The sequence below is a fragment of the Streptococcus parasanguinis genome (assembly GCF_047465465.1).
Classification (GTDB): domain Bacteria; phylum Bacillota; class Bacilli; order Lactobacillales; family Streptococcaceae; genus Streptococcus; species Streptococcus parasanguinis_AI.
This window is the reverse complement of record NZ_JASGZU010000003.1, coordinates 36,441-60,907: the sequence shown is the minus strand read 5'-3', so window position 1 is coordinate 60,907 and position 24,467 is coordinate 36,441. Positions and strand designations below refer to the sequence as shown.

The window sequence follows — 24,467 nt, the reverse complement described above, 5'->3', positions numbered from 1 at the left end:
GAGTCTCCTTTTCTAAAATTCGTTGTAGATAAAGCCACCCTGACCTTGACCAAGGTAACTAAAGAAATAAAGTAGGGCTAGGAAAATGGCAAAATACAAGACCGTCTGCCCGATAAATTTATAAAGTGTTTGATGTTTCATAAGCTTCACTCTTCATTTTGATTGTTATTCACTATTTTACCATTTTTTATACCAAGTAAGCAATCTTAAACATAGTGAGAATGTGGTAGAAAACGTTATCATTTCAGATCATTCAAGCCGTTTAACGAAAGCATTTTTCTTTAATCAGTTTTCTGGTTGAAATCCTATTCTATTTTACATTACCCTGATGAATCAACTCCAGACACTTGTCCAGATCCACATCTCTCTCGAAATGGCTAGGTGTCCAAGGATTCTCTATATCGGGTAGAACACCCTGATCCGTCATCCCTTTACCTTGATCCACGCTTAAACAGCGAGAGGTGGGAAACATTAAACAAAAATTATCATAATCAACCGTACAACAATTAGAGTAGTCTAGAATCCCGAGAGTTGGTCGACCCACCACCGTTACCTTCTTAAACTGCCTCATCATCTGGACGAAGTTATCTCCAGAAGAAGCGCAGTAGATATCTGACAAGATAAAGATCTGTTCAGGATAGTGGCTTCCTCTGACCTCTGGGAAGAATTCCTCGCTTTCTTCCTTATATGCTACATAGCCTTTTCCCCGATGGCGGAGCAAATCCCCTTTCATATCTTCAAGCAGCTTAACTGTTTCAGGACTAATTTCTTTCTGTTGCATCCAGTCCTCAAAGTCTTTCAAGCGCAGGTCAACATTGCGCTCTGTGTAGAGAATTTCCATGCCATCATCATCCCAGTCAAGCGAATCATAGCCCTGATCCTTCTCTAAGCCTAGATGTAATAGAGGGAAATATAAAGAATCCGTCCCTCCACTGTTGCGTCGGACATCAATGATAAGAAACTTGACTTCCGTCATCGTCGGTAAACACTCTTGGTATAAACGACCCAAAGATCCTTCATCCATAAAGTTATCCAGACGAAGATAAAGAATCCCATCGTCTAATCGTTTCCAAAAAATCTGATCCTGGATCGGTTCTCGACTGGGTACTACTTTAATGGTCTTTTCTATCCCTTCTCGAAGCAGGGTGACACTCGTTGACTGAGAGACCAAATCTGCCCATTCTCTATAATGTCTTTCTGGGGTCTTGCTGATAAAATAGTCTTTATGAAGAGAAGCTATCTGATCCAAGTCACTTCCATCCAGAGCTAGGATTTGATCTCCTACTTGAAGACCCGTATCTTCATTAGCTTCCTCAACATACAGTTTCTGTCCATTTATTCTCAAAAGAAACCCTTTTTGACTGGCCTTTTTATCTCGAAAGGAAACATGCCCGATCACCCCAAAACTAGCTAGGTAAGTCTTCACTTGATAGAGAAAGGCATCATCTGTCATATCATCTGTAATGTTTTCTCGAAAACGATCTGGATCGCATCCTTTTCTATCCTTGATGGTCGATGAATCATGGGTCATAATGGAGACGACATCTTCAAAAATAGCAGTCTTTTTCATAAAGGATTCCTTCCATTTTTTAGAAACAGTATACCACTTTTTCTTAAAAAGTTCTTAAAACCCTAAAAAACTATCCTAAAGTAGGATAGCAGTTATAAATTCTTTCTTTTCTTCGCTTTCTTTGTCAGAGCGACATCACAATTTTCAATCTCGCTAATCAATAGATTGGCAAGGCCAAAATCATCGATGTTCGATTTCATATTTACCTCGTAGTTCAAGGTCAGTTGTTCTCCAGCTTGGGCCGTTGTGACAGAAATAAAGTCAATCTCTGAACACCTTTGGTCCAACAACTGGCTGATTTGTTCTGCAACAGAATCTTGTTTTGAGACGGTAATGGTCAAATGACGGCGCCGTTGATGGTCTGCCTTGCTCTGTTTGTTCTCTAATACCAGCCATACCCCTAGTAAAGAAAGGGTTGATAATATGGCCAATAAAAGATAGCCTGAACCTGCCACTAGTCCTATAATCATAGCTAAGAAAATGGCAATCAACTCTCTCGAACCACTCGTAGCCGAACGAAAACGGATCAAACTAAAGGTCCCTGCCACTGCAATCGAGGTTCCCAAACTTCCATTGACCAAAAAGATCACTAAGGTCATCATACAAGGAAGCAAGGTCAAACTAATGACAAACTCTCGAGTGTAAAGTGTCCGGTATTTATAGGTCCAAGATAGGGCCAGCCCTAGAAAGAGGCTGACCAAAAGGGCCAGCAGTAAGCGAAAGGGATCCACCGTTGCTGTAGCATTATTAAAAATAGAATCAAATAGATTAGACATAGACAGCACCTACCGTTTCTTGAACTGGTCTTGGGGCATAATCCAAGCCTTGTGATTTATGATAAGCACAGCTATATTTTGAAAATTTCTGTTTGACCAGTCCGTACTTATCTAGAATATCCTTTAGCCATTTAGGTTCTTGGCCAGGAGCCTTAATTTCCATGATCACGAAGTCATCCTCTAGTAGAGGTTCTCCTTTCTTCCCATCAAAAAGGCTAACAGCCTGATCTCGAAAGACTAGGTTTTGATCGATTGTCACGCGAATCTTCTGATAAGGATAACCCTGAATGGATTTCTTTTCTTTGAGAGACAAGCGATCGTAGTAAATGAACATCCGTGGTTCCAATCGATGACCATAACGTTTGCTCAATCTCCGAATCTCTTGCACTAAGTCTGGATCTTGTATCTGATGATCTACTTTCCCATCTGTCATCAAGTTGATAATGGCTTGCGAAGTGGCGACTAGACGGAATTTATGTCCAATTCCTTCTTCATCTTTTGACTTCACTTCTAGAAATACTGGACTGTCTGCTTGAGGTTTTTCTATATAAGTCCGCATCCGAATTTTTTCACGGCGGTGTTGTTTGGAAAGAACATCTTGAATGACATCAAAATTTTCCGTATCAAAATAAATGTTTGAAATGGTTGAGGTTGGGTAATCATCTTCTACGACGTATTCTTTTAAGTCTTTGATCAAGTCCTTCACGTCATCTTTTGCGACGATATATTTTGTTTCGATTCGTTTGAAACTTGTCTCAATTGTTTTTTTCATGTTTCTTCTCCTTTAAGGGGGATCTATTGTTTCTAACCTTCGGTAAGTATGAATACGACTTACGTGCTTTCTAGTTTAATGGGACTTTCTTAACTGGTCATTAAGCCAAACTTAAAGAAAACTAAAGTTAAGGTTCCTTTCAGAAAAACTTTAGGAAACTTTCAGCTAGCAACTTTAGACTAGGAGCATATCAATTGAACGAGAGGAAAAGCTCATGAAATCAAACAAATGGAAATTTTTATTAACGGGGGCCGCAACCCTCACCTTACTGACAGCTTGTACCCAGGCGTCATCACAATCAGCTACAAAAAGCAATACTGCACAAACAACCACTATCTCTACTTCAAAAAATAAAACAAACAATTCCAACTATTTTACAGATAAGGACAAGGACAGCTCTTATGATGAAAGCAAAGCCTCTACTGTAAAACTATCTGGTTCGTCTGCAACTGTTTCAGGGGATGGCATAGCCGTTTCTGGATCAACTGTGACCATCTCAAAGGCCGGAACCTATGTCATCTCTGGTGAATCCGATGGGGTTCAAATCAAGGTCGAAGCAGGTGACTCAGATGATGTTCATATCGTCTTGAAAGGCGTTACCATGACCAACACCAACGCGCCAATTTCTGCTACGAAAGCAGGTCATGTCTACCTTACCCTAGCAGACGGCACGACCAATACCTTGTCTGATTCAAGTTCAAACAATGATGAAGATGCCGATGCGGTCATCTTCTCTAAAGGCGACCTCACCATCAATGGTTCAGGTACACTCAACATTGACGCCAAGAAGAACAACGGTATCAAGGCCAATGACACTCTCCATATCACAGGTGGAACCTATAAGATCACGGCTGTAGGAGATGCCTTCAACGTCAATGACGAACTCAATATCACTGGCACGACCATGACCATCGATGCAGATGAAGATGCAGTCAAGGTGGATAATGATGAAGATACTTCGGTCGGAACCATGTATCTTTCAGATAACAAAATGACCATCACCGCAGGAGACGATGGCATCCATGCTTCTGGTGATCTGATCATCGATAGCGGAACCTATGAGGTAACAGAGTCTGTCGAAGGTCTCGAAGGAAAATCGATCACCATCAACGGCGGAGATATCACCATCTATGCAACTGACGATGGGGTCAATGCTGCCAATGCTAATGCCAACCAAGATGAAATTTTCTTCACCATGAATGGTGGAACCCTCAACGTTGAAGTTGGCCAAGGCGATACCGATCCAATTGATTCGAATGGAAATATCACTGTTACCGGAGGAACCATCAATTTAACAGGGCAATCCGGCTTTGACTTTGATGGTACTGCTACCTATACCGGTGGAGATATCTATATCAATGGTGAAAAACAAACAGAAATTGTCAATTCCATGCCTGGAGGCGGTGGTGCTCCCGGCGGTGGCGGACCTCAAGGCGGTGGACCTGGAGGTGGGCATCCATAATAACAAATAAAGGCAGGATTTCTTCCTAACCTTTTTTTGTTACCCTTTTTATGATAGAATAGAAAATCAATCAGCTTATCGAAAGGAACATGATGAAAAAACAAACACTCCCTCTTTTCTTCACACTGTTGCTGTCTCTTCTTTTTCTATCAGCCTGTATGCCGGACCTTAAGATCAACTTTAAAAAAGTACCCACTACTACCAGCTCAAAAAAGAAAACCTTTAAAAAAAGAAGCTCGAGTCGTTCTAGCCTCCCGAGTCGCTCAACCAGTTCAAATAGCTCAAGCAACTCCTCTAGCTCTCCTTCAACCACTACACAGCCCTCTTCGGACATCGTCACAACCGAAGGACTCCCTAGAAATGCTCAAGAAGCACCCAAAGATAAAATTTATGCGACAGGGAACTTAAAAGTAGCCTACTCTAGAAATGACGATAAAATTTTTGCACAGACGCCGGATTATGAAGGATATACCACCGCTCTTGTCCAAACAATTCTTGGAAATCCAGAGAAACAAATAACAGACCCTGCTTATATTGCTGAATCTTTTGAAAATACCGAATTAGAAAATATTAAAGGGCTCTACCACGAGGGAAAAATCACAGGGGAACAAGCTCACGCCTTTTTGATGGGAGCTGTTGATCTCAAACAAGCTTCTAAATTCGGAGTAAACTACACCATTTACACCTATAAAAACAACACTATCCAACTGGTCTTTGAAAACGACCAACTTCTCTATATTACTCCAAATCCTGATGTCGTCTTCTTTAAATAATTTACATTCTCGCTTAGACAAGCGAGAATTTTTGTTTCACATGAAACAAAAAACTCCCAACACATTCTGTTGGGAGTTCCCGAAGATTAGTCCTCTTCATATTGTTTTGGATTATAGAACCACATTCCTAGCCCTGCAAAAAGAGCAATAGTCATCAGAAGGAAGGCCACTTGATTTCCAATTTCTCCTGTCATCGAAATCGTTTGACGAAGACCAGAAACGGTATAACTCATTGGCAAGAATGGATGAATGGCTTGGAAAAATCCATTTGTCAAAGCAAGAGGATAGGTTCCTGCACTAGAAGCCAATTGCAAGAGCAAGAGGATCAAGGAAAAGAAAGCACCGATCTTTCTTTGCCATGTTGTCAAAGCAGTCACGATAGACATGAAGGCCACACTACCAATCACACAAAGGAAGAGAGTAGCCATCTCATGATTAGCTGATAAACCAATCAAGTGAACGGCACCATAGACCAAGACTCCTGCAATCACCGCAATCGTTCCGTTGACCTCAAAGCGAGATTTAAACCATGCCCAGCGACTTTCAGGATGACGACCGGATGGCAATTTTGCAAAGATCATATTGGTTGACAAGGCACAAACAAAGAGTGCTACAGAGATCATATAAGGAGCCATTCCGACACCATTCACCGGGACATTGTCATGGTCTGTTTTAGACAAAGTGACAGGATCTGCTAAGGTTTTAGCGTTTTCTTTTTCAGTTGTAGCCACATTCAATTGTCCCTTAGCATCGTTTAATCCTTGACTCAAGGTTTGGCTTCCTGTTGCTAATTCACCTAAACCATTTGTCAATGCTTGGCCACCTGCTGCTAATTTGCTGGACCCATCTGAGATTTGATTTGCACCGTCGGCTAGTTTATCAGCTCCGGTCACCAGTTGACCTGATTTTTCTGTCAACTGATTGACACCAGTGACAAGTTTATTGACACCACCTGCCAACTCTGGAGTCTTGCTGTTCAATTGTCCTACACCGTCAGCTAATTTTCCAGCACCAGCAACCAATTCACCCGACTTACCTGTTAATTGGGTCGCTCCTGAAGCCAGTTGATTCATGCCTGATGTCAAGGCAGGCATCTTCCCATTTAACTCACCTAGACCAGAAGCTAATTGATTGCTTCCTGCAAGTAATTCTGATGATTTACTATCTAGTTGACCAACACCTGCTGCTAACTGACTAGCCCCATTTGTTAAAGTACTGCTATTCGTCTGAAGTTGGGTTGCTCCATTAGCGATTTTATCAACACCAGCTGTATAAGCGCTGATCCCTTGACTGATGGTTTGACTAGCTGGCAACAATTGTCCACTAACTGCGGATTGGATCTTAGACAAGCCACTTGACAAGTCTGTCAAGGTAGAAGAAGCTGTCGGTAAAACTTGATTGGCTGCCGTTTGCAGTTGTGTCAAGCTATTTCCTGTATTCAAACTACCTTGGATCGTTTGAATCGTTGTCAAGATTCCTTGAGCCGCCGTTTCACTCGAGCTTGGGCTCGATGAGATCGCCGCATTGATCTCCGCTTGTTGGTCAGCTGTCATTGCTTGATAGGCTGCTGTTCCTTGCACACTTGCAAGGGCATTTGCACGATCCGCTTGGGCTGAAGCAAGGATTGATTGAGCTGAATTCGCAATACTCGTCAATCCAGACGAAAGTTGACTGGTATCTACTGTAGCATTTTGAATCGCTGCATTTAATTGGTTTAAACCAGCTGCCAATTGATCAATCTGAGCAGATTGACTTGTAGAAGCTTGTAGCTGGCTTGATAATGTTTGAATACCTGATTCTAATTGTGAAACCCCATTTCGAAGGGTAGCAGATTGACTACTTAATTGACCCGCTCCCTCTGATAAAGTAGCGACTCCATTTGTATAGGTTGCTAAACCATTTGAAAAGTTAGACAGGCCTGAATTCAATTGACGCACACCATTGGTATAATTCCCAAGACCATCATTGAGGGTCCCCATACCACTGGTTAATTGACCAACTCCTGAGGCCAACTGAGGGGTTTGACTCGCCATTTGATTGAGACCATTTCCTAATCGATCCACTCCGGTAGCGTAAGCCATCAAGCCTGTATTAAAAGTACCAAACCCATTATTTAATTGATTGACGCCAGATACCAAGTTTGGAAGTTGACCAGCCATTTGATTGAGACCATTTCCTAATTGACCAACACCATCTGTATAAGCCGCAAGACCCGTACGAAGAGTGGTTGCACCATCTGAAAATGCTAAGCTTGAACGAGCCAATGTATTCAAATTAGTAGACAGTGTTTGACCACCATCTTCCAATTTACTTGCACCATCTGCTAATTTAGCACTTCCATCTGCCGCTGTCCCCATACCAGTTTTAAGCGATCCCATTTTAGAAAATAAAGCTGTTGTATACGTACTGGTCACTTTTTCAGCCACTGACTGCTTCATTTTTGTCATCGCAGTGTCACTCATTTTCCCTGCGATAAAACTATGACCACTGGATGTTTGGTAATCAATGGTCATCTGTTCCGGATGATTGGTTAAGATGGAGCTAGCTTTTTTTGAAAGATCCTCAGGCAGGGTTACAATCATATAATAATCGCCATTTTTGAGACCATCTTTCGCAGCTTTCTCATCTACAAAATGAAAATCAAGTGAGTCATTGTCCTTCAAATTGGACACCATGTCTTTCCCGATTTCCATTTTTTGTCCATTATATGTAGCAGATTGATCCTTATTGACAACCGCTACAGGAAGATCCGAAACTTGGCCATATGGATCCCACATGGAAGATAGAAAAATAATATTATAAAGAGCTGGAATCAAAGCAACTCCAATCATGACAATGATAAATGTTGGCTTTTTAAGAATAGCCTTCCATTCTTTCATCATATTTTTTGTCTCCTTTTTATACACATTGTCTAAATTTCTGATATAATAGATTATACAGTTTCTAGAAATTTTCACAAGTAAGAAATCTTTATTTTTAGACACTGTGTATATTTTTGTGCAAAAAGGATTAACAGATGACTGAGAGCAATAAACGATTAAAAACAAAACGAAATATCGAGGAGGCGATGGTTCGACTACTAGAAAAGGAATCATTCGACCAAATCACAACGGTTGAGTTAGCACAAGAATCCGGCATTAGTCGCTCTAGCTTTTATACCCACTATCGAGACAAGTATGATATGATCGAGCGCTACCAACAAGCACTCTTTCACAAGCTTGAATATATCTTTGATAAACACCAAGATGACAAGCGCCAAGCGATTACAGAAGTGTTCGAATTTCTAACCAAGGAGCCACTCTTTGCGGTTCTTCTGACAGAGAATGGAACCAAAGAGATCCAAACCTTCTTACGACATAAATTACAGATTCTTTTGGTTGATAGTTTGCAAGAGCGCTATAGTCATAAATCATTAACAGATATTGAAAGAGTCTACAGTTCTGTCTATCTGACCAATGCCTTCTTCGGAGTCTGTCAAATGTGGGTTTCTCGGGGAAAAAAAGAAAGCCCTCAACAAATGGCTGAATTTTTAATGAAAATGCTACGGTAACAGTGCCTCCTGATCTAGATAGATCAGGATTTTTTTATTAGCAGTTTTAGGTTTTAAGAAAACAAAAAGGGGAGCAAAGCCAGAAATCAACCCTTTAAGACAAAACAAAAAGCCCACTGTAGTAGGCTTTCTGCAAAGTATATCTTAAAATTAAAGCATTTTGTTGTAGAATTCTACGACAAGTGCTTCGTTGATTTCTGGGTTGATTTCATCGCGTTCTGGAAGGCGAGTCAATGAACCTTCAAGTTTGTCAGCATCGAATGATACGAATGCTGGACGTCCAACTGTAGCTTCAACAGCTTCAAGGATAGCTGGAACTTTAGCTGATTTTTCGCGAACTGAGATCACTTGACCTGGAGTTACGCGGTATGAAGGGATATCAACGCGTTTTCCGTCAACAAGGATGTGACCGTGGTTAACGAATTGACGAGCTTGACGACGAGTAGTCGCAAGTCCAAGACGGTAAACAACGTTATCCAAACGACGTTCCAAAAGAAGCATGAAGTTGAAACCGACAGTTCCTTCTTTAACTTTAGTAGCTTGTACGAACAAGTTACGGAATTGTTTTTCACCAAGTCCGTAAGAGAAACGAAGTTTTTGTTTTTCAGCTAACTGCAAACCGTATTCTGACAATTTTGAACGGTTGTTTGGTCCGTGTTGACCTGGTACGTAGTTACGACGTGCCAATTCTTTACCTGTACCTGTAAGTGACAAGCCAAGACGGCGAGATTGTTTCCAAGATGGTCCTGTATAACGTGACATTTGAAATGTCCTCCTATAAAAATAATTTTTGTAGGAAATAACGTTTTAGACAAACCTGATTCGTTCAGAAAGCCTTCGCCCAAACAGCAAAGGTTACTTTTCTAGCTGACTTCCTGTTGACGAGCTTCATTTTGTCCTGCTGTCATTTCGCACAAATTCTATTCTATCACGGAATAGAAACTTTGTAAAGTCCTTCAAAACAATTTCAATGAAATTCAGACAATAATTCTATGATTCGTTTTTTATATTGCAATTGTTGCCAGTCTCTATCCGTTGCTGGATCCCATTTTAAAGGAAGATCTGCAATAATTTCACCGGGATTATGATTTAAGATATAGATCCGGTCACTCAATGTCAAAGCTTCTTCGATACTATGAGTGATCACTAGAGTGGTGAGACCAAGACGTTCCTTACTGTCTAGATACCAGTGATAAAGATCCTGCCTTGTCAATTCATCTAAGGCACTAAAAGCTTCATCTAATAGGAAGACAGAATGACCCAGAAGATAGGTTCTCAATAGCGCCACCCGTTGCCGCATCCCCCCACTCAGGGCATTGGGATAAAGGTTGGCGATACTTCCTAATTTAAATTCATCTAACAATTTTAGAGCTGTAGATGTCGCCTCTTCCTTAGGAATCTTTTTTAATTGAAGGGGAAGAATAATATTTCCCAATACTGTCTTATGTTCCAACAAAAGATCTTTTTGTAGCATATAGCTGACTTTCCCAAAGGAGATCGGGGCATTATCTACTTCTATTGCGCCCTTTTGTAAGGGAAGGATCCCAGCAATTAAATTAAACAAGGTTGATTTCCCTACCCCACTTGGACCTAGAATAGAGACGATTTCTCCTTTTTGCACTTCTAGTGATACATTGTTTAAAACTGCTTTATCTCCAAAAGAGAAACTTACATCTTTTACGGTTAAAATATCAGTCACCTACCAATTCATTTGTGAAACCTTTGTCTTCTAAGTCATTTGAAACCAATCCTTGCTCTTTTGCCCAAGCATAAAAAGCATTCCAACGCTTGGAGTCAAACTGCCCCCATTTATCCTTGTCTGAAGCATATTGACTGGAAAGATATTTTTGGGAAGCAAGTACAAAATCACGCTGGTTAGCTAAGGCAGGGGCCTGTTTGATCAAGATATCCGCAGCTTCTTCTGGATGCTCTATAGCATATTGGTAGCCTTTTTTCACCGCCTGAATGAATTTTTTTGCTTCCTCTTTATGAGACTTTAAATAGTCATTGTTAACAATAATAACAGGCGAATAGTAGTCAAATGCAGGAACAAAATCTTTCATATAGAAGAAATTTGTCTTCATTCCCTTTTGCTCAGCCAAAATTCCATCCCAACCATGATAAATCCAAGCAGCATCAAAGACCTTATTTTCAATCGGAGTAATAGAATTTGAATCACTATTTGGAACCAATTTTACTTGATTAAAATCAGCCCCCTCTTTTTTCATCATCGATTTGATCATTTCCAACTCAATTGGATCATTCCAGGTACCATACTTCTTACCAACCAAATCTTTTGGACTTGTGATCGCTGCATCTTTTCTTGAAATAATTCCTGACGTATTGTGTTCGACGATAGCTGCAACAGCGGTAATACCCGCACCTTTATCCAATTTCTTGGCCATAGAATCTTGGAAATAAATACCAAATGGAGCTTTCCCATTGATAATCAAATCAGAACTACTGTCTTCCGGAGGAAGTTTTATATCTACATCCAGTCCTGCTTCTTTAAAGTACCCTTTTTCCTTTGCTACATAGAGACCCGTATGATTGGTATTCGGGGTCCAATCTAGAATAAAATCAATCTTTTTCAAACCACTTGACGATTGCTTGACAGAATTTTGACAAGCACTCAAGAAAACAAATCCCAATATTATTGAGAAAAATAAACCTATTGACTTTTTCATTAGCTATACCTCTTTTACATTTTTGTCAATTTAATTTTTACACCATTTACAAGTTTGTCAATCCTTTTTCCATTTTAGAATGTTTTTTTCTAATTGGTCAACGAGAAACATACCGAGTAAACTAATAGCAGAAATCAATACAATGATCGCAAACATCGTATCATACTGAAATAACTTCTTCGATTGGATCATATAGACCCCCAATCCATCAAAACCTCCTAACCATTCTGAAACTACCGTACTGATAAAAGCATAGGAAACGCTCACACGTAAGCCTGCAAAAAAATAAGGAAGCGCTGCAGGAATTTTATAATGAACTAAGGTCTGAAAGCGATTGGCTTGCATAATCTGAAACAATCTCAGAATGTCTTGATCGCAATGCCGAAAACCATCTAAGAAACTAACTACGATGGGAAATACCACCGTAATAATGATCAAAACCAGTTTTGGAAGCATACCATAACCAAACCAAAGAACCAGGATAGGGGCCAAGGCAATCGTCGGAATGGTTTGAATAACAACCATAAAAGGATAGACCAGATCATTCACCCATTGAAAACTATCCATGAGAATCGCAAAGCCAGCAGCAAGAAGAACCCCTATAACAAGTCCGATCAAGGCCACTTGAAGGGTAGACAAACTGTGATGAATCAGGAGAGCTCGATCTCGTACAAAGGCATTCCCAATTTCAAGTGGCGTTGGTAATACAAATTTTGGGAGGACATTTAAAAATCCTGCTAACTGCCATAAGATAAGAAGGCTGCTAAAACCTGCAAATCCTATCAACTGTTTTGAATATCTTTTTACAAGAGACATCGTAACCTCCTTTCTCACAAATAAAAAACGCCTCCAAAATAGGAGACGTATTGCACAAGGTCACTCATAACGAAAAATACATTTCATTTGTTTCCTACGCTGGCATTACCCAGATCAGGTGCGGTCGAAGCTTACACTTCCTCTCAGACTGTACACAGACTCCCATATGTATTTATTATAATAACTGATTTTGACGATAAAAGCAAGAAATTAATCCAAATAACGAATTAAATTCTTCTCTGTCAAAATATCTGAATAGGTGTAAGACTCCACGTAGGTATTGGCCGGTTCACCTGGTAAGCTATTGTCGTTCGTATACTCGATAATAAATAAAGAAGGATAGACCTCAATCAAGCGTCCAAATTTATTTTTTTGACGTTTCCGTCCATTTTCAAGCGTCATTTCAACCACTTGTCCTTCATGGGCCTTAATTTCTTCCTTAATTTTTTTCATTTTTGCAACATCTGTAAATGCATCACTCATCTTATTGATCCTCTCTCTTTGAAATACTTGAGAATTTATTATATTCCTTTTGGAATATTAATTCGACTGTCCCACGCGCACCTGAACGGTTTTTCTCGATAATCACTTCAACCGTATTATTAGGCATTCCGTCTTCTTCCTCTTCACCAGCTCGATCATAATAATCATCACGGTACAAGAAAGCAACAATATCCGCATCCTGTTCAATCGATCCAGATTCACGAATATCAGAAAGAACCGGACGTTTATCTTGGCGCTGTTCCACACCACGTGATAGCTGACTCAAAGCAATGACGGGAACTTTTAGTTCCTTAGCCAAAATTTTTAACTGACGAGAAATTTCTGAAACTTCCTGTTGACGGTTTTCTCTTCCAGTCCCTGTAATCAGCTGCAGGTAGTCAATCAGAATAAGACCGAGATTCCCTGTTTCCTGCGCTAATTTTCTTGCTCTCGAACGAATCTCAGTGATCCGAATTCCCGGAGTATCATCAATGTAAATACTCGCATTGGCCAAATTCCCTTGAGCAATAGCATATTTTCGCCACTCTTCATCCGTCAATTGACCTGTACGAATCGAATGGGATTCAATCAAGCCTTCAGCAGCTAGCATCCGGTCTACCAAACTTTCAGCACCCATTTCTAATGAGAAAATAGCCACTGTCTTATCCAACTTTGTCCCGATATTTTGAGCAATATTTAGAGCAAAGGCTGTTTTCCCTACTGCGGGACGAGCTGCTAAAATAATCAACTCTTCCTCATGTAGCCCCGTCGTCATATGGTCCAAATCGCGATAGCCTGTCGCAATACCCGTAATATCAGTGGTTTGAAGCGAGCGGGCTTCTAAGCTACCAAAATTTATATTTAAGATGTCTCGAATATTTTTAAATCCACTACGATTTGCGTTTTCACTAACATCAATCAGAGCTTTTTCAGCACCCGCAATGATTTCATCTGAAGGACTTGCACCATCATAAGCTTGATTAATACTTTCCGTTAATCGAGAGATCAACCGACGTAAGACAGCTTTTTCGGCAACAATCTTCGCGTAATACTCTGCGTTAGCTGAAGTTGGTACCGAATTAATGACTTCAACCAAATAGGAGAGACCGCCAATATTTTGGAGATCCCCCTGACTATCTAAAATATTTCGAACAGTCGTTGCATCAATCGCATCCCCGCGGTCAGCTAGATCGATCATGGCTTTAAAAATCAAACGGTGCGAGTACTTAAAGAAATCGCCAGGCTCGATATATTCACGAACAAAGACCAATTTCCCCTCATCAATAAAGATGGCTCCCAACACTGATTGCTCCGCTTGGATATCCTGAGGTTGTGTTCGTAATTCCTCTATCTCAGCCATAAAAAAACCTTTCTATCGATCGTGTTTATCCTTCGTTTACACGAATATTAATCACACCTGTAACATCTTGATAAATTTTTACAGGGACGTCAATCAAACCTGTTGAACGAATTGGAGAGGAAACTTGGATATGACGTTTATCAATTTTAATGCCAAATTGTTTCTCAAGCTCTTCTGCAATCTTTTTATTGGTAATAGAGCCGAAGGTACGGCCATCTGGCCCAATTTTTTCAGTAAATTGAACAACAGTTGCTTCTTCTTCTAATTTTGCTTTAATCTTTTGCGCTTCCGCTAACAATTCAGCATGCGCTTTTTCTTCTGACTTTTGCTTTCCACGAAGTTCACCGATTGCTTGGGCATTGGCTTCTTTCGCAAGATTTTTCTTGATCAAAAAGTTTTGTGCATAACCAGTAGGTACTTCTTTAATTTCGCCTTTTTTACCTTTACCTTTTACATCCGCTAAGAAAATAACTTTCATTCTACATTCTCCTTTTCAATAGTTACTTCGTTTTCAATCGTCTCAATCAGTTGTTGACGAATACTCATCAAATCTTGACCCTCAATTTGAGAGGCTGCCGAGTTGAAATGACCTCCTCCGCCAAGCTGTTCCATGATACGCTGTACATTGACTTTGCTTCGACTTCGTGCAGAAATCGAGACAGTCCCACTTTGATTACAAGCAATGACAAAGGTTGCTTCCACCTCAGACATGGCTAGCATACTATCAGCTGCTTTACTAATAGTTACTGAATCATAGGCTTTAGTCGTATTGGCACAAGCTACGATGATATGTGGCAAAATCTTTTCACCAGTCAAGATCAGTTCGTTCACTTCGCGGTACTCATCAAACTGAATCGCAGAGATCTCCTGGATGGTTACACTATCACTACCTCTTGAACGAAGGTAACTCGCCACATCAAAGGTCCGACTCGTAACACGTGCGGAGAAGTTCTTAGTATCCAGCATGATCCCAGCCATCAAGACACTAGCTTGAATCTTCGTCAACCGATTTTTCTTCGACTTCTGGAACTGAATAAGTTCACTAACCAATTCGCTCGCGCTACTTGCTCCACTTTCAATATAGGTGATCAGAACATTTTCAGGGAAATCATCATCCCGACGGTGATGGTCAATGACAATAATCTGTTGAAATTTCTGATAAAATTCTTTAGAAAGGGTCAAAGCTGTCTTAGAATGGTCAACCATAATTAACAAAGAGCGATCCGTCACCATTTGCATGGCTTCCTCTAGGGGAAGGATTTTCGTTACCTGCTCTTCTTCTAGTTTCGCAATTGCTCTTGAAATATCACTAGCCATTGCATGCGGGTCATAGACCACATAAGAGGAAGCCAAAATATTGCTAGAGAAAAACTGCATTCCCACAGACGCTCCTAAAGCGTCCATATCCAAGTTTCTATGCCCAACAATGAAAACTTGATCAACGGATTTAATCTTATCCGAAATAGCTGTCATCATAGCGCGTGTGCGAGTCCGAGTCCGCTTCACAGCCGAAGCTGTTCCCCCACCAAAGAAAATAGGGTTTTTCTGTTCATCATTTTCTTTGACAACCGCTTGATCCCCACCACGAACTTCCGCAAGGTTTAGGTTCAAGAGAGCCACTTTACCAATCTCATCATGCTCCCCGTCACCATACGAGAATCCCATACTTAAGGTAATAGGTAGCTCACGATTTTTAGCTTCTTCACGGAATTGATCGATGACAGAAAATTTTGATTCCATCAACTGTTCTAAGACCGTGTAGTCTGTAAACAAATAGAAACGATCCATCCCCACACGTCTGTAAAACATATGGTAATGAGCTGTAAACTCTTCTACAAAGTTGGCAATAAAACTATTGATATTGCTAATATCAGAGTCTGAAATGACATCTTCTAGATCATCATAGTTATCAACAGAAATAATACCGATAACGGGACGAGTTGTCACCAATCCCACAGTTGCTTCATACTCACTTGAAACATCAAAAAAGTAAACAACACTAGACGTCTGATCAAAGTAAACAGAATATTTCTTATCGGCTACAGTGACATAATGACCTTTATCCTCAAACAGAGTATTGAGTAACTTTTTCAAGGATTCAACATCAAAGTCTCCATCATCTGTTGAAAAAATCAATTCAGCATAAGGGTTGAACCACTCTACTTCATTTGATTCTTCATTAATCTTGATAACTCCAACAGGCATTTTATCAAGGAGGGATGCTAATCCGCTTTCTGCCTGATGGTTAACATATTGTATTTGTTCTAATTCATCTAACTCTGAAATTTGTAACTGGTATTCAAATAAAGCAATCAATCCAGCTAAGACTAAAAAAATTGCAATGAGAGTTACATAGCCTTTGCCAAAGATTCTTAAAAAAATTGCTAAAATTGCAAATGAAATAAAACCAATTAACACATAATGGATGAACGATAAACGAAATTTTTTCATCATAAACCTCTTCTCGGAATTATACCATAAATAGAGGTAAAAAGCGAGGTTTCTCTCTATATTACAGAGAAGATCGACCTGTAAAAGCTCTTCCTCGGCTTCACTACTTTGTAAACAAGGTTTACAACTGTGTAAACAGCAACAACAGATTTCAACCCATAAAATTGAGGCTGAAACATCATCTCAGCCCCATTTGATTAGTGGTTTGCTTTGTTTTTGGAGATACTCCGAGATTTACCTTCCAAGTAAACCATTAAAATAGAGATATCCGCTGGATTGACACCTGAGATACGACTTGCTTGACCAATCGTTTCTGGATTAATTAATTTAAATTTTTGACGCGCTTCGGTTGCAATAGAGTCAATATCATCCCAGTCAATATTCGCAGGAATTCGTTTTTCTTCCATACGCTTCATTTTTTCGACTTGGTCCATTGCTTTTGAGATATAGCCTTCGTATTTAATTTCAGTTTCAATCAATTCAATGATTTTATCATCCAGTTCTTCAGCTGCAGGACCGATAAATTCTACCACATCTTGGTAAGAGACCTCTGGTCTTCGCAAGAATTCTTTAGCAGTGACAGCATCTGTCAATGGTTTAAAGCCCATTGCAGCAACCTTCTCATTGGTTTCCTTTACAGGCTTTAACTTAATGCTATCCAAACGCTTCATCTCGTTTTCAAACTGATACTTCTTGGTTTCGAAACGTTGCCAACGTTCATCATCTACCAATCCAATTGCTCGTCCCATTTCTGTCAAGCGCATATCGGCATTATCATGACGCAAAATCAGACGGTATTCTGCACGGCTTGTTAACAAACGATACGGTTCGATCGTTCCCTTTGTTACCAAATCATCGATCATGACCCCAATATAACCATCACTGCGTTTCAAAATGAGTTCTGGTTTTCCTTGGATTTTTAGAGCCGCATTGATCCCTGCAATAATCCCTTGACCAGCGGCCTCCTCATAGCCAGACGTTCCATTGGTTTGGCCAGCTGTAAAGAGACCTGAAATTTTCTTGGTTTCCAAAGTTGCGCGCAATTGATGAGGCAAAACCATATCATACTCAATTGCATAACCCGTTCGCATCATTTCTGCCTTCTCAAGTCCCTTAATAGAATGGACGAGATCCCGTTGAACATCCTCTGGTAAACTCGTCGACAGCCCTTGAACATAGACTTCTTCTGTATTTCGTCCCTCAGGTTCTAAAAATAGTTGATGACGCTCTTTGTCAGCAAAACGGACAATTTTATCCTCAATGGACGGACAATAGCGAGGACCCACTCCTTTTACAACCCCTGTAAACATAGGTGCACGGTGTAAATTATTTTGTATAATTTCATGGCTATGCCCATTCGTATAAGTCAACCAACAAGGAACCTGATCCTTTACATAATCTTCATCACGCGATGTATAAGAAAAATGATTTGGAGCTTCATCTCCAGGTTGAATTTCCGTTTCGTCATAATTAATTGACGATGCCTTTACACGAGGTGGCGTCCCTGTTTTGAAACGTCCAATTTCTAATCCTAGCTGTTTGAGATTATCGGCTAAATTGATAGAAGCTAGACTATGATTAGGTCCTGACGAATACTTGAGATCTCCAATGATAATTTCTCCGCGTAAAGCTGTCCCAGTAGTGACAATAACAGCCTTTGCCCCATACTCTTGGTGAGTCGCAGTCCTTACACCAACAACCTTACCATTCTCCACCAAAATCTCATCAATCATAGTTTGGCGAAGAGTTAAATTTTCTTGGTTTTCAACCGTTTTCCGCATTTCTTTTGAGTAAAGTTCCTTGTCTGCTTGAGCTCGAAGTGCACGAACCGCAGGACCTTTACCAGTATTGAGCATTTTCATTTGGATGTAGGTCTTGTCGATGTTTTTCGCCATTTCTCCACCGAGGGCATCGACTTCACGCACGACAATCCCCTTAGCAGAACCACCGATAGAGGGATTACAAGGCATAAAAGCCAGCATTTCAATGTTAATAGTCGCAAGTAAGACCTTACAACCCATACGGCTAGCAGCTAGAGAGGCTTCTACTCCCGCATGCCCCGCACCGATTACAATGATATCGTATTCTTCAATAAAATTATAAGTCATTTTTTCTCCTATTTTTCAAGATGGATGTGTCGTAATTTTCCGTCCCATTCTGGTAGGGCCGATTTTAAAAAAGCCGGTTTCAGGTCAACAGTATGTAAATCATCTAAAGCAATCCAACGACAAGGTAATTGCTTTGTATCTTCCTGCATGACCAAAGGTGCATCTTCCAGCAAGTCTACAAAATAATGAAATTCAATGTTATGGTAGTGGATTCCAGCTTGTTCAAAGTGATTTTCAACCACGAAAGCTAGTGGACCTGCTTTAGATGTAACACCAAGTTCCTCTTTGACTTCCCGAACTACAGCATCTTCTGTAGTTTCATTGACTTGAATAGCACCTCCGATTGTATAACAGCCGTCCTCATCTTCTATGACGAACAAGCGATTATCTTTTACAATCAAAGCAGTCGCTCTCACACCAAAAACAGTAGAACCTATTTTCGTCCGAAAATCCTGTTGCCTCATTTTACTTCCTTTCGAAATCACACAAAAATAGTCAAAACTCTGAGAAGTGCAGGACAAAAAAGCCTGCAACATCCATGAGCTTTGACCATCATTTCTATTGCTTTTATTATTGTAGCAAATTGAGAAATTTTGTCAATTAAATATACTGACAAACTTTTCCATCCCGATAAGCATTGTCAATCAAGCCTCCGCCTAGACACTCTTCACCGTCGTAAAAGACAACAGCTTGTCCTGGTGTAATGGCTCGTTGAGGTTCTGCGAAAATCACTTCTGCCTTGTCACCTTTAACGTGTACAGTCACCTTGGAGTCAGGCTGACGATAGCGGAACTTAGCTGTACACTCTAATGTCAACTCTTCTGGCATATCTCGTGTAAAGTGAACTTGACTAGCCTGTAAACTTGTTGACATCAATGCTTCATGGTAGAACCCTTGACCGACATAAAGAATATTTTGACTGAGGTCTTTACCAACTACAAACCAAGGAGCATTATCTCCACCTTGTTGGCCACCAATTCCAAGTCCACCCCGTTGACCGATTGTGTAATACATCAAACCAGCATGTTCACCCATATCTCGTCCATCGATGGTCATCATTCGACCTGGTTGGGCAGGAAGGTAGTTCCCTAGAAATTCTTTGAAATTCTTTTCTCCGATAAAGCAAATTCCAGTTGAGTCTTTCTTTTTAGCTGTTGCCAATCCAGCTTCTTCAGCTAGACGGCGAACCTCAGGCTTTTCCAAATGTCCCAATGGGAACATGGTTTTTTGAAGTTGTTCTTGTGACAGTTGGCTTAAGAAATAAGTTTGATCCTTCCCGTTGTCAACGCCACGTAACATATGGACAATACCATCCTCATCATGCGACACGCGCGCATAGTGCCCTGTGGCCACATAATCTGCACCGAGTGTCATAGCATAATCTAAAAAGGCCTTAAATTTGATTTCCTTATTACACATGACATCCGGATTTGGTGTTCGACCAGCTCGGTATTCAGCAAGGAAATATTCAAAGACACGATCCCAGTATTCTTTCTCAAAGTTGACAGAATAGTAAGGAATGCCAATTTGGTCTGCGACCGCTGCTACATCTTTGTAATCTTCTGTAGCTGTACAGACGCCATTTTCGTCTGTGTCGTCCCAGTTTTTCATGAAGATGCCGATGACATCGTAACCCTGTTGCTTTAATAATAAAGCTGTTACAGATGAATCCACACCACCACTCATACCAACAACAACACGTGTTTTCGAGTTATCACTCATAGATTTCTCCCATCTTTTCGTTTCTCACGATTGAAGGTCGTGGTTTGCTTCAACGATTGAAGGTCGTTTTGAGCAGTTACCATTTTAACACGCTTTATATTAGAAAACAAGCATCTTACTATTCTTTTTGTTGATCAGGATCGATGGGTTTACAAGTCTGTAAATATAAAAAGAGTCCTATTCAAGAACTCTTTTTAAACGAATTTAATACCAGCCATTTGCCAACCAGAAATTTTTAGCTGCTGACCATGATCCATAACGGTTGACAACATATTGATTGGCCACTTTTTCTTGGTTTGCAGGTGATAAATCACCATTCAAATAAGTGATAGTCAATTGGTAACGACCATAATATTGGCCATTTTGTGCTGTATAACTACCACTTGACTCTTTTTGGGCAATCCATTCCTTAGCAGCTGCATCTTCCGCACTCAAGCCATCTGAAGCAGAGACAGTAGTTGTTGCTTGTGTAGTATCCGTTTTACTAGCAGGAGCTTGCTCCGTGGTTTTCTGCGTTGTATTTGCATCTTCAATTTCAAGAACTTGACCAACTGAGATGAGATTCACGTTACTAATCTTATTTTTCTTAGCAATTGCATCAACCGTTGTGTTCTTCTCTTTAGCAATAGCTGATAAAGTATCACCTGATTTTACAGTATAAGAATCTGCATTCGCTACAATTGGAAGGAAAAGTCCTGCAAGTAAACTAAGTCCAATAATTCGTTTCATCATTTGTTTTTTATTCATTATTATATACTCCTTTATTGGTATACCTCTATACTACACAAGAAATATTTCATATTTATTGAAATAATGTGTCAAATATTTCAGTCAGATGTTAGAAATACTAAAAATCCAGGATAATATAAATGCTTTAAGCCCCCTTTAAGATTTCTCAGATATTTCGGGAAAAATAGAAGAAATCATCAGCCATATCTGATATAATGAAGTAAAGTGATCACAAAGGAGCAGAGCATGAACTCTTTAAAATTCCAATCAGTTTTTGATATTATTGGACCTGTGATGATCGGCCCATCCAGTAGTCACACTGCAGGCGCTGTTCGAATTGGTAAAATTGTTTCTTCTATCTTTGGAGAGGAACCAAAAGAAGTTGAGTTCCAATTATTTAATTCCTTCGCCAAAACCTATCGTGGTCATGGAACAGATTTAGCCTTAGTAGCGGGCATCTTAGGAATGGACACAGATGATCCTAGAATCCCAGATAGTCTAAAAATTGCACATGAACGAGGCATTCGGATTGTTTGGTCTATTCAAAAAGAAAGTAATGCTCCTCACCCAAACACAACGACTATTACTGTTAAAAATGATCATAAAACGATTTCTGTCACTGGAATCTCAATTGGTGGTGGGAACATACAGGTTACTGAGTTAAATGGCTTTGCTATCTCGCTAAATATGAATACTCCAACCATTATCATTGTTCACCAGGACGTCCCTGGAATGATCGCCCATGTGACAGAAGCTCTTTCTCGCTATGATATTAACATTGCGCAAATGAATGTGACGCGGGAAAAAGCTGGAGAAAAAGCGATTATGATTATAGAAGTTGACTCAAGGAGTTGTGAAGCAGCGATCGAAGATATCTGTAAAATTCCTCATCTTCATAATGTCAACTTTTTCAAATAAGGAGTTCATATGTTTTATTCAATTGTAGACCTCGTAGAACAAGCAAGTACGCAATACGAAGGAAACGTCGCAGAGCTAATGATTGCAACTGAATTTGAACTAACTGGTCGTGAACGAGAAGAAGTCCTACGATTAATGACCCGTAATTTAGAAGTGATGATTGATTCTGTAAGGCTAGGATTAAATGAAAACCACTCTCGTAGTGGGTTAACCGGTGGGGATGCCGCAAAATTAGATCGCTATATCAAATCAGGAAAAACGTTATCTGACTTGACCGTCCTAACCGCAGCGAAGAATGCTATTGCTGTCAACGAACACAATGCTAAGATGGGACTGGTCTGCGCAACACCTACTGCAGGATCTGCTGGTTGCCTTCCCGCAGTTCTCACTGCAGCAACTCAAAAATTAGGGTTAAACCGTCAGCAACAATTAGATTTTTTACTGACAGCTGGAGCTTTTGGTTTAGTGATCGCAAATAATGCTTCTATTTCAGGTGCAGAAGGTGGTTGTCAAGCAGAAGTTGGTTCTGCTTCAGCTATGAGTGCGGCAGCATTGACACTAGCTGCTGGAGGAACTCCTTATCAAGCGAGTCAGGCAGTCTGTTTTGTCATCAAAAACATGCTTGGCCTCATTTGTGATCCAGTAGCAGGACTCGTGGAAGTTCCATGTGTCAAACGAAACGCAATGGGAGCCAGCTACGCCTTCATTGCTGCTGATATGGCCTTAGCAGGCATTGAATCAAAAATACCTGTTGATGAAGTGATTGACGCCATGTACCAAGTTGGTTCTAGTCTTCCGACTGCCTTTAGAGAAACAGCTGAAGGAGGTTTGGCAGCAACACCAACCGGACGTAGATTACAAAAAGAGATATTTGGAGAATAACATGCAAGCCTTGTTTTTTGATTTAGATGGAACATTAGTTGACAGTTCCAAGGGAATTACAGAGAGCTTTCAACATACATTCGATACTTTGAAGGTTCCTCAACCCGATCTCAAAACCATCCGTAGTTTTATGGGACCACCTTTGATTTCTAGTTTTGAAGCCACTCTTCCTGAAACTTTGGTAGATCAAGCCGTAACCATCTATCGCCAGTATTATCATGAAAAAGGTCAATACAAATCCACTCTGTTTCTTCAGATAGTAGAAGCTTTGGAAGCATTACAAGACGAAAACATTCCTCTTTATGTAACCACTTCAAAACATGAACCAGTTGCTTTACAGATGTGTCAAGATTTAGGTATCGCTAAATACTTTAAAGGAATTTATGGATCAAATTCAGATCGTATCCACAAAGCCGATGTCATTCGATACGCCTTGTCAATCAATGACCTTCCAAAAGAGGAGACAGTGATTATTGGAGACACAAAATTTGACCTCATTGGAGGTCAAACAGTTGGTATAAAAACCATGGCAGTCACTTGGGGATTTGGAGATCTTGAAGAGCTACTTCTTTACTCACCAGATTTTATTTGTCACTCTCCACTTGTCATTCTTGAGACATTAAAAAAATAGGTTTACAAATTGTAAACCTATTTTTTAATAACCCCAAGCTGATAAACCTTGTGAGCTATATGCATTGTATGCGGCCTGGATTTGATCATCAACTGTTGCAGTTGAACCCCAACCTGGCATTGTTTGGAACAAACCACTGGCACCAGAAGCATTTGCTGCATTTACTTGACCATTTGATTCACGGGCAATGATTGCTTCCCAAGTAGAAGCAGGTACACCAGTCATTTCAGCCATACGAGCAGCCGCATAAGATCCTTGTTCTCCAGCAGTATTCCCATTTGATAGAACAATTCCACCATTTGTTGATTGTGCAGAAGTCACTGCAGCATTTGCTGCATAAGTTGTTTGTTTTTGAGCAGTTTGTGCTGTTGCAGTTGCTGTAGATGCACTTTCAGCAGGTTTTGCTTGCTCTTGTGGAGCAACTTTATCAATCATAGATTTTGAACGCTCACCTAACTCAATAATTTGTCCTGCATAGATCAAATCTTCATTGGTCAGATTGTTAGATGCAATAATATTTTCTACTGAAGTGTTATTTTCTAGTGCAATTTTTGATAGAGTATCTCCAGACTTCACTTCGTAAGTTTCAGCATTCACTGTAGCAATACCAGAAATGAAAAGTGATGCTGCTGAAAGTAGGGAAGTGACTGTCCATTGGAACTTTTTACTGTTCATGAATTCTATTCTCCTTTCGAACATAATTCTATCATACACACAAAATGTTACAGTTTATTGTAGAATATATTACAAATGTTACAAGAATATGTGAATTTAATG

Annotated in this window: 24 protein-coding genes and 1 riboswitch; of the genes, 6 read left to right on the top strand and 18 right to left on the bottom strand. The window is 40.1% G+C overall.

Translation table 11 applies throughout. From position 1 onward, the window contains the following. Positions 1 to 12: 12 nt before the first annotated feature. From QM351_RS06495 to QM351_RS06480, 4 genes are all read right to left on the bottom strand, one after another. Positions 13 to 141 carry a teichoic acid D-Ala incorporation-associated protein DltX gene (locus QM351_RS06495; protein ID WP_251457995.1) on the bottom strand — a complete coding sequence of 43 codons (129 nt, stop codon included), beginning with the start codon at positions 139 to 141 and terminating at the stop codon, positions 13 to 15. Between the two features lie 169 nt (positions 142 to 310). After that, positions 311 to 1,570 carry a S41 family peptidase gene (locus QM351_RS06490; RefSeq protein ID WP_414327045.1) on the bottom strand — a complete coding sequence of 420 codons (1,260 nt, stop codon included), beginning with the start codon at positions 1,568 to 1,570 and terminating at the stop codon, positions 311 to 313. Positions 1,571 to 1,662: 92 nt separating this feature from the next. Beyond that, positions 1,663 to 2,346, bottom strand: coding sequence for a DUF4956 domain-containing protein (locus tag QM351_RS06485; protein ID WP_414327044.1), 684 nt, complete (start codon positions 2,344 to 2,346; stop codon positions 1,663 to 1,665). Then, positions 2,339 to 3,118 carry a polyphosphate polymerase domain-containing protein gene (locus tag QM351_RS06480; protein WP_414327043.1) on the bottom strand — a complete coding sequence of 260 codons (780 nt, stop codon included), beginning with the start codon at positions 3,116 to 3,118 and terminating at the stop codon, positions 2,339 to 2,341. Before QM351_RS06480 ends, QM351_RS06485 begins: the two co-directional genes overlap by 8 nt. A 214-nt stretch (positions 3,119 to 3,332) precedes the next feature. Between QM351_RS06480 and QM351_RS06475 the strand changes: the two genes are divergently transcribed. Both QM351_RS06475 and QM351_RS06470 read left to right on the top strand, forming a co-directional pair. Next, entirely contained in the window at positions 3,333 to 4,580 is a 1,248-nt protein-coding gene (locus QM351_RS06475) for a carbohydrate-binding domain-containing protein (RefSeq protein WP_414327042.1), read from the top strand. Positions 4,581 to 4,669: 89 nt separating this feature from the next. Next, the gene (locus QM351_RS06470; protein ID WP_414327041.1) at positions 4,670 to 5,353 is read left to right on the top strand and encodes a DUF4947 domain-containing protein; all 684 of its coding nucleotides are present in this window, start codon (positions 4,670 to 4,672) and stop codon (positions 5,351 to 5,353) included. An 86-nt stretch (positions 5,354 to 5,439) separates the two neighbouring features. Here QM351_RS06470 and QM351_RS06465 read toward each other — a convergent pair whose 3' ends face one another. After that, positions 5,440 to 8,235 carry a YhgE/Pip family protein gene (locus QM351_RS06465; RefSeq protein ID WP_414327040.1) on the bottom strand — a complete coding sequence of 932 codons (2,796 nt, stop codon included), beginning with the start codon at positions 8,233 to 8,235 and terminating at the stop codon, positions 5,440 to 5,442. Between the two features lie 134 nt (positions 8,236 to 8,369). Here QM351_RS06465 and QM351_RS06460 point away from each other — a divergent pair, with 134 nt between their 5' ends. Next, entirely contained in the window at positions 8,370 to 8,903 is a 534-nt protein-coding gene (locus QM351_RS06460) for a TetR/AcrR family transcriptional regulator (protein WP_003001962.1), read from the top strand. A gap of 150 nt (positions 8,904 to 9,053) precedes the next feature. On the opposite strand, the gene rpsD is transcribed toward QM351_RS06460, so the two are convergent. From rpsD to QM351_RS06400, 12 genes are all read right to left on the bottom strand, one after another. Continuing rightward, positions 9,054 to 9,665, bottom strand: a complete 612-nt coding sequence (gene rpsD / locus QM351_RS06455; protein WP_003002210.1) for a 30S ribosomal protein S4 — start codon at positions 9,663 to 9,665, stop codon at positions 9,054 to 9,056. A 205-nt stretch (positions 9,666 to 9,870) separates the two neighbouring features. Continuing rightward, the gene (locus QM351_RS06450; protein WP_414327039.1) at positions 9,871 to 10,602 is read right to left on the bottom strand and encodes an ABC transporter ATP-binding protein; all 732 of its coding nucleotides are present in this window, start codon (positions 10,600 to 10,602) and stop codon (positions 9,871 to 9,873) included. Next, positions 10,595 to 11,590: an ABC transporter substrate-binding protein gene (locus QM351_RS06445; protein ID WP_023919971.1), complete on the bottom strand. Its 996-nt coding sequence runs from the start codon at positions 11,588 to 11,590 to the stop codon at positions 10,595 to 10,597. Before QM351_RS06445 ends, QM351_RS06450 begins: the two co-directional genes overlap by 8 nt. Positions 11,591 to 11,647: 57 nt before the next feature. Then, a complete protein-coding gene (locus QM351_RS06440) occupies positions 11,648 to 12,406 on the bottom strand; it encodes an ABC transporter permease (protein ID WP_155200082.1) in 759 nt (252 codons plus the stop codon). A 74-nt stretch (positions 12,407 to 12,480) separates the two neighbouring features. Then, positions 12,481 to 12,582: riboswitch (TPP riboswitch) on the bottom strand. Between the two features lie 34 nt (positions 12,583 to 12,616). Further along, entirely contained in the window at positions 12,617 to 12,889 is a 273-nt protein-coding gene (locus QM351_RS06435; RefSeq protein WP_003009183.1) for a Veg family protein, read from the bottom strand. Between the two features lies 1 nt (position 12,890). Next, the gene (gene dnaB, locus QM351_RS06430) at positions 12,891 to 14,249 is read right to left on the bottom strand and encodes a replicative DNA helicase (RefSeq protein ID WP_070449606.1); all 1,359 of its coding nucleotides are present in this window, start codon (positions 14,247 to 14,249) and stop codon (positions 12,891 to 12,893) included. Between the two features lie 25 nt (positions 14,250 to 14,274). Beyond that, on the bottom strand, positions 14,275 to 14,727 hold the full coding sequence (gene rplI, locus QM351_RS06425; protein ID WP_003002156.1) for a 50S ribosomal protein L9: 453 nt from the start codon (positions 14,725 to 14,727) through the stop codon (positions 14,275 to 14,277). Continuing rightward, positions 14,724 to 16,703 carry a DHH family phosphoesterase gene (locus QM351_RS06420; RefSeq protein WP_414327038.1) on the bottom strand — a complete coding sequence of 660 codons (1,980 nt, stop codon included), beginning with the start codon at positions 16,701 to 16,703 and terminating at the stop codon, positions 14,724 to 14,726. Before QM351_RS06420 ends, rplI begins: the two co-directional genes overlap by 4 nt. Positions 16,704 to 16,897: 194 nt before the next feature. Further along, positions 16,898 to 18,808 (bottom strand): tRNA uridine-5-carboxymethylaminomethyl(34) synthesis enzyme MnmG, encoded by a 1,911-nt coding sequence (gene mnmG / locus QM351_RS06415; protein WP_061455868.1) that lies wholly within the window; start codon positions 18,806 to 18,808, stop codon positions 16,898 to 16,900. Positions 18,809 to 18,816: 8 nt separating this feature from the next. Next, positions 18,817 to 19,272, bottom strand: coding sequence for an NUDIX hydrolase (locus tag QM351_RS06410; RefSeq protein ID WP_155168208.1), 456 nt, complete (start codon positions 19,270 to 19,272; stop codon positions 18,817 to 18,819). Between the two features lie 136 nt (positions 19,273 to 19,408). Beyond that, entirely contained in the window at positions 19,409 to 20,530 is a 1,122-nt protein-coding gene (gene mnmA / locus QM351_RS06405) for a tRNA 2-thiouridine(34) synthase MnmA (RefSeq protein WP_414327037.1), read from the bottom strand. A gap of 204 nt (positions 20,531 to 20,734) precedes the next feature. Beyond that, the gene (locus tag QM351_RS06400; RefSeq protein ID WP_003009194.1) at positions 20,735 to 21,277 is read right to left on the bottom strand and encodes a LysM peptidoglycan-binding domain-containing protein; all 543 of its coding nucleotides are present in this window, start codon (positions 21,275 to 21,277) and stop codon (positions 20,735 to 20,737) included. Positions 21,278 to 21,505: 228 nt separating this feature from the next. Between QM351_RS06400 and sdaAB the strand changes: the two genes are divergently transcribed. From sdaAB to QM351_RS06385, 3 genes are read left to right on the top strand one after another with little or no spacing between them, the layout of a single operon-like run. Further along, positions 21,506 to 22,177, top strand: coding sequence for an L-serine ammonia-lyase, iron-sulfur-dependent subunit beta (sdaAB, locus tag QM351_RS06395; protein WP_414327036.1), 672 nt, complete (start codon positions 21,506 to 21,508; stop codon positions 22,175 to 22,177). A gap of 9 nt (positions 22,178 to 22,186) precedes the next feature. Next, positions 22,187 to 23,059 (top strand): L-serine ammonia-lyase, iron-sulfur-dependent, subunit alpha, encoded by an 873-nt coding sequence (gene sdaAA / locus QM351_RS06390; protein ID WP_003012869.1) that lies wholly within the window; start codon positions 22,187 to 22,189, stop codon positions 23,057 to 23,059. A 1-nt stretch (position 23,060) separates the two neighbouring features. Then, entirely contained in the window at positions 23,061 to 23,690 is a 630-nt protein-coding gene (locus QM351_RS06385) for an HAD hydrolase-like protein (RefSeq protein WP_414327035.1), read from the top strand. Positions 23,691 to 23,714: 24 nt separating this feature from the next. Here QM351_RS06385 and QM351_RS06380 read toward each other — a convergent pair whose 3' ends face one another. Then, positions 23,715 to 24,365 (bottom strand): LysM peptidoglycan-binding domain-containing protein, encoded by a 651-nt coding sequence (locus QM351_RS06380; protein ID WP_201087699.1) that lies wholly within the window; start codon positions 24,363 to 24,365, stop codon positions 23,715 to 23,717. Positions 24,366 to 24,467: the final 102 nt, after the last annotated feature.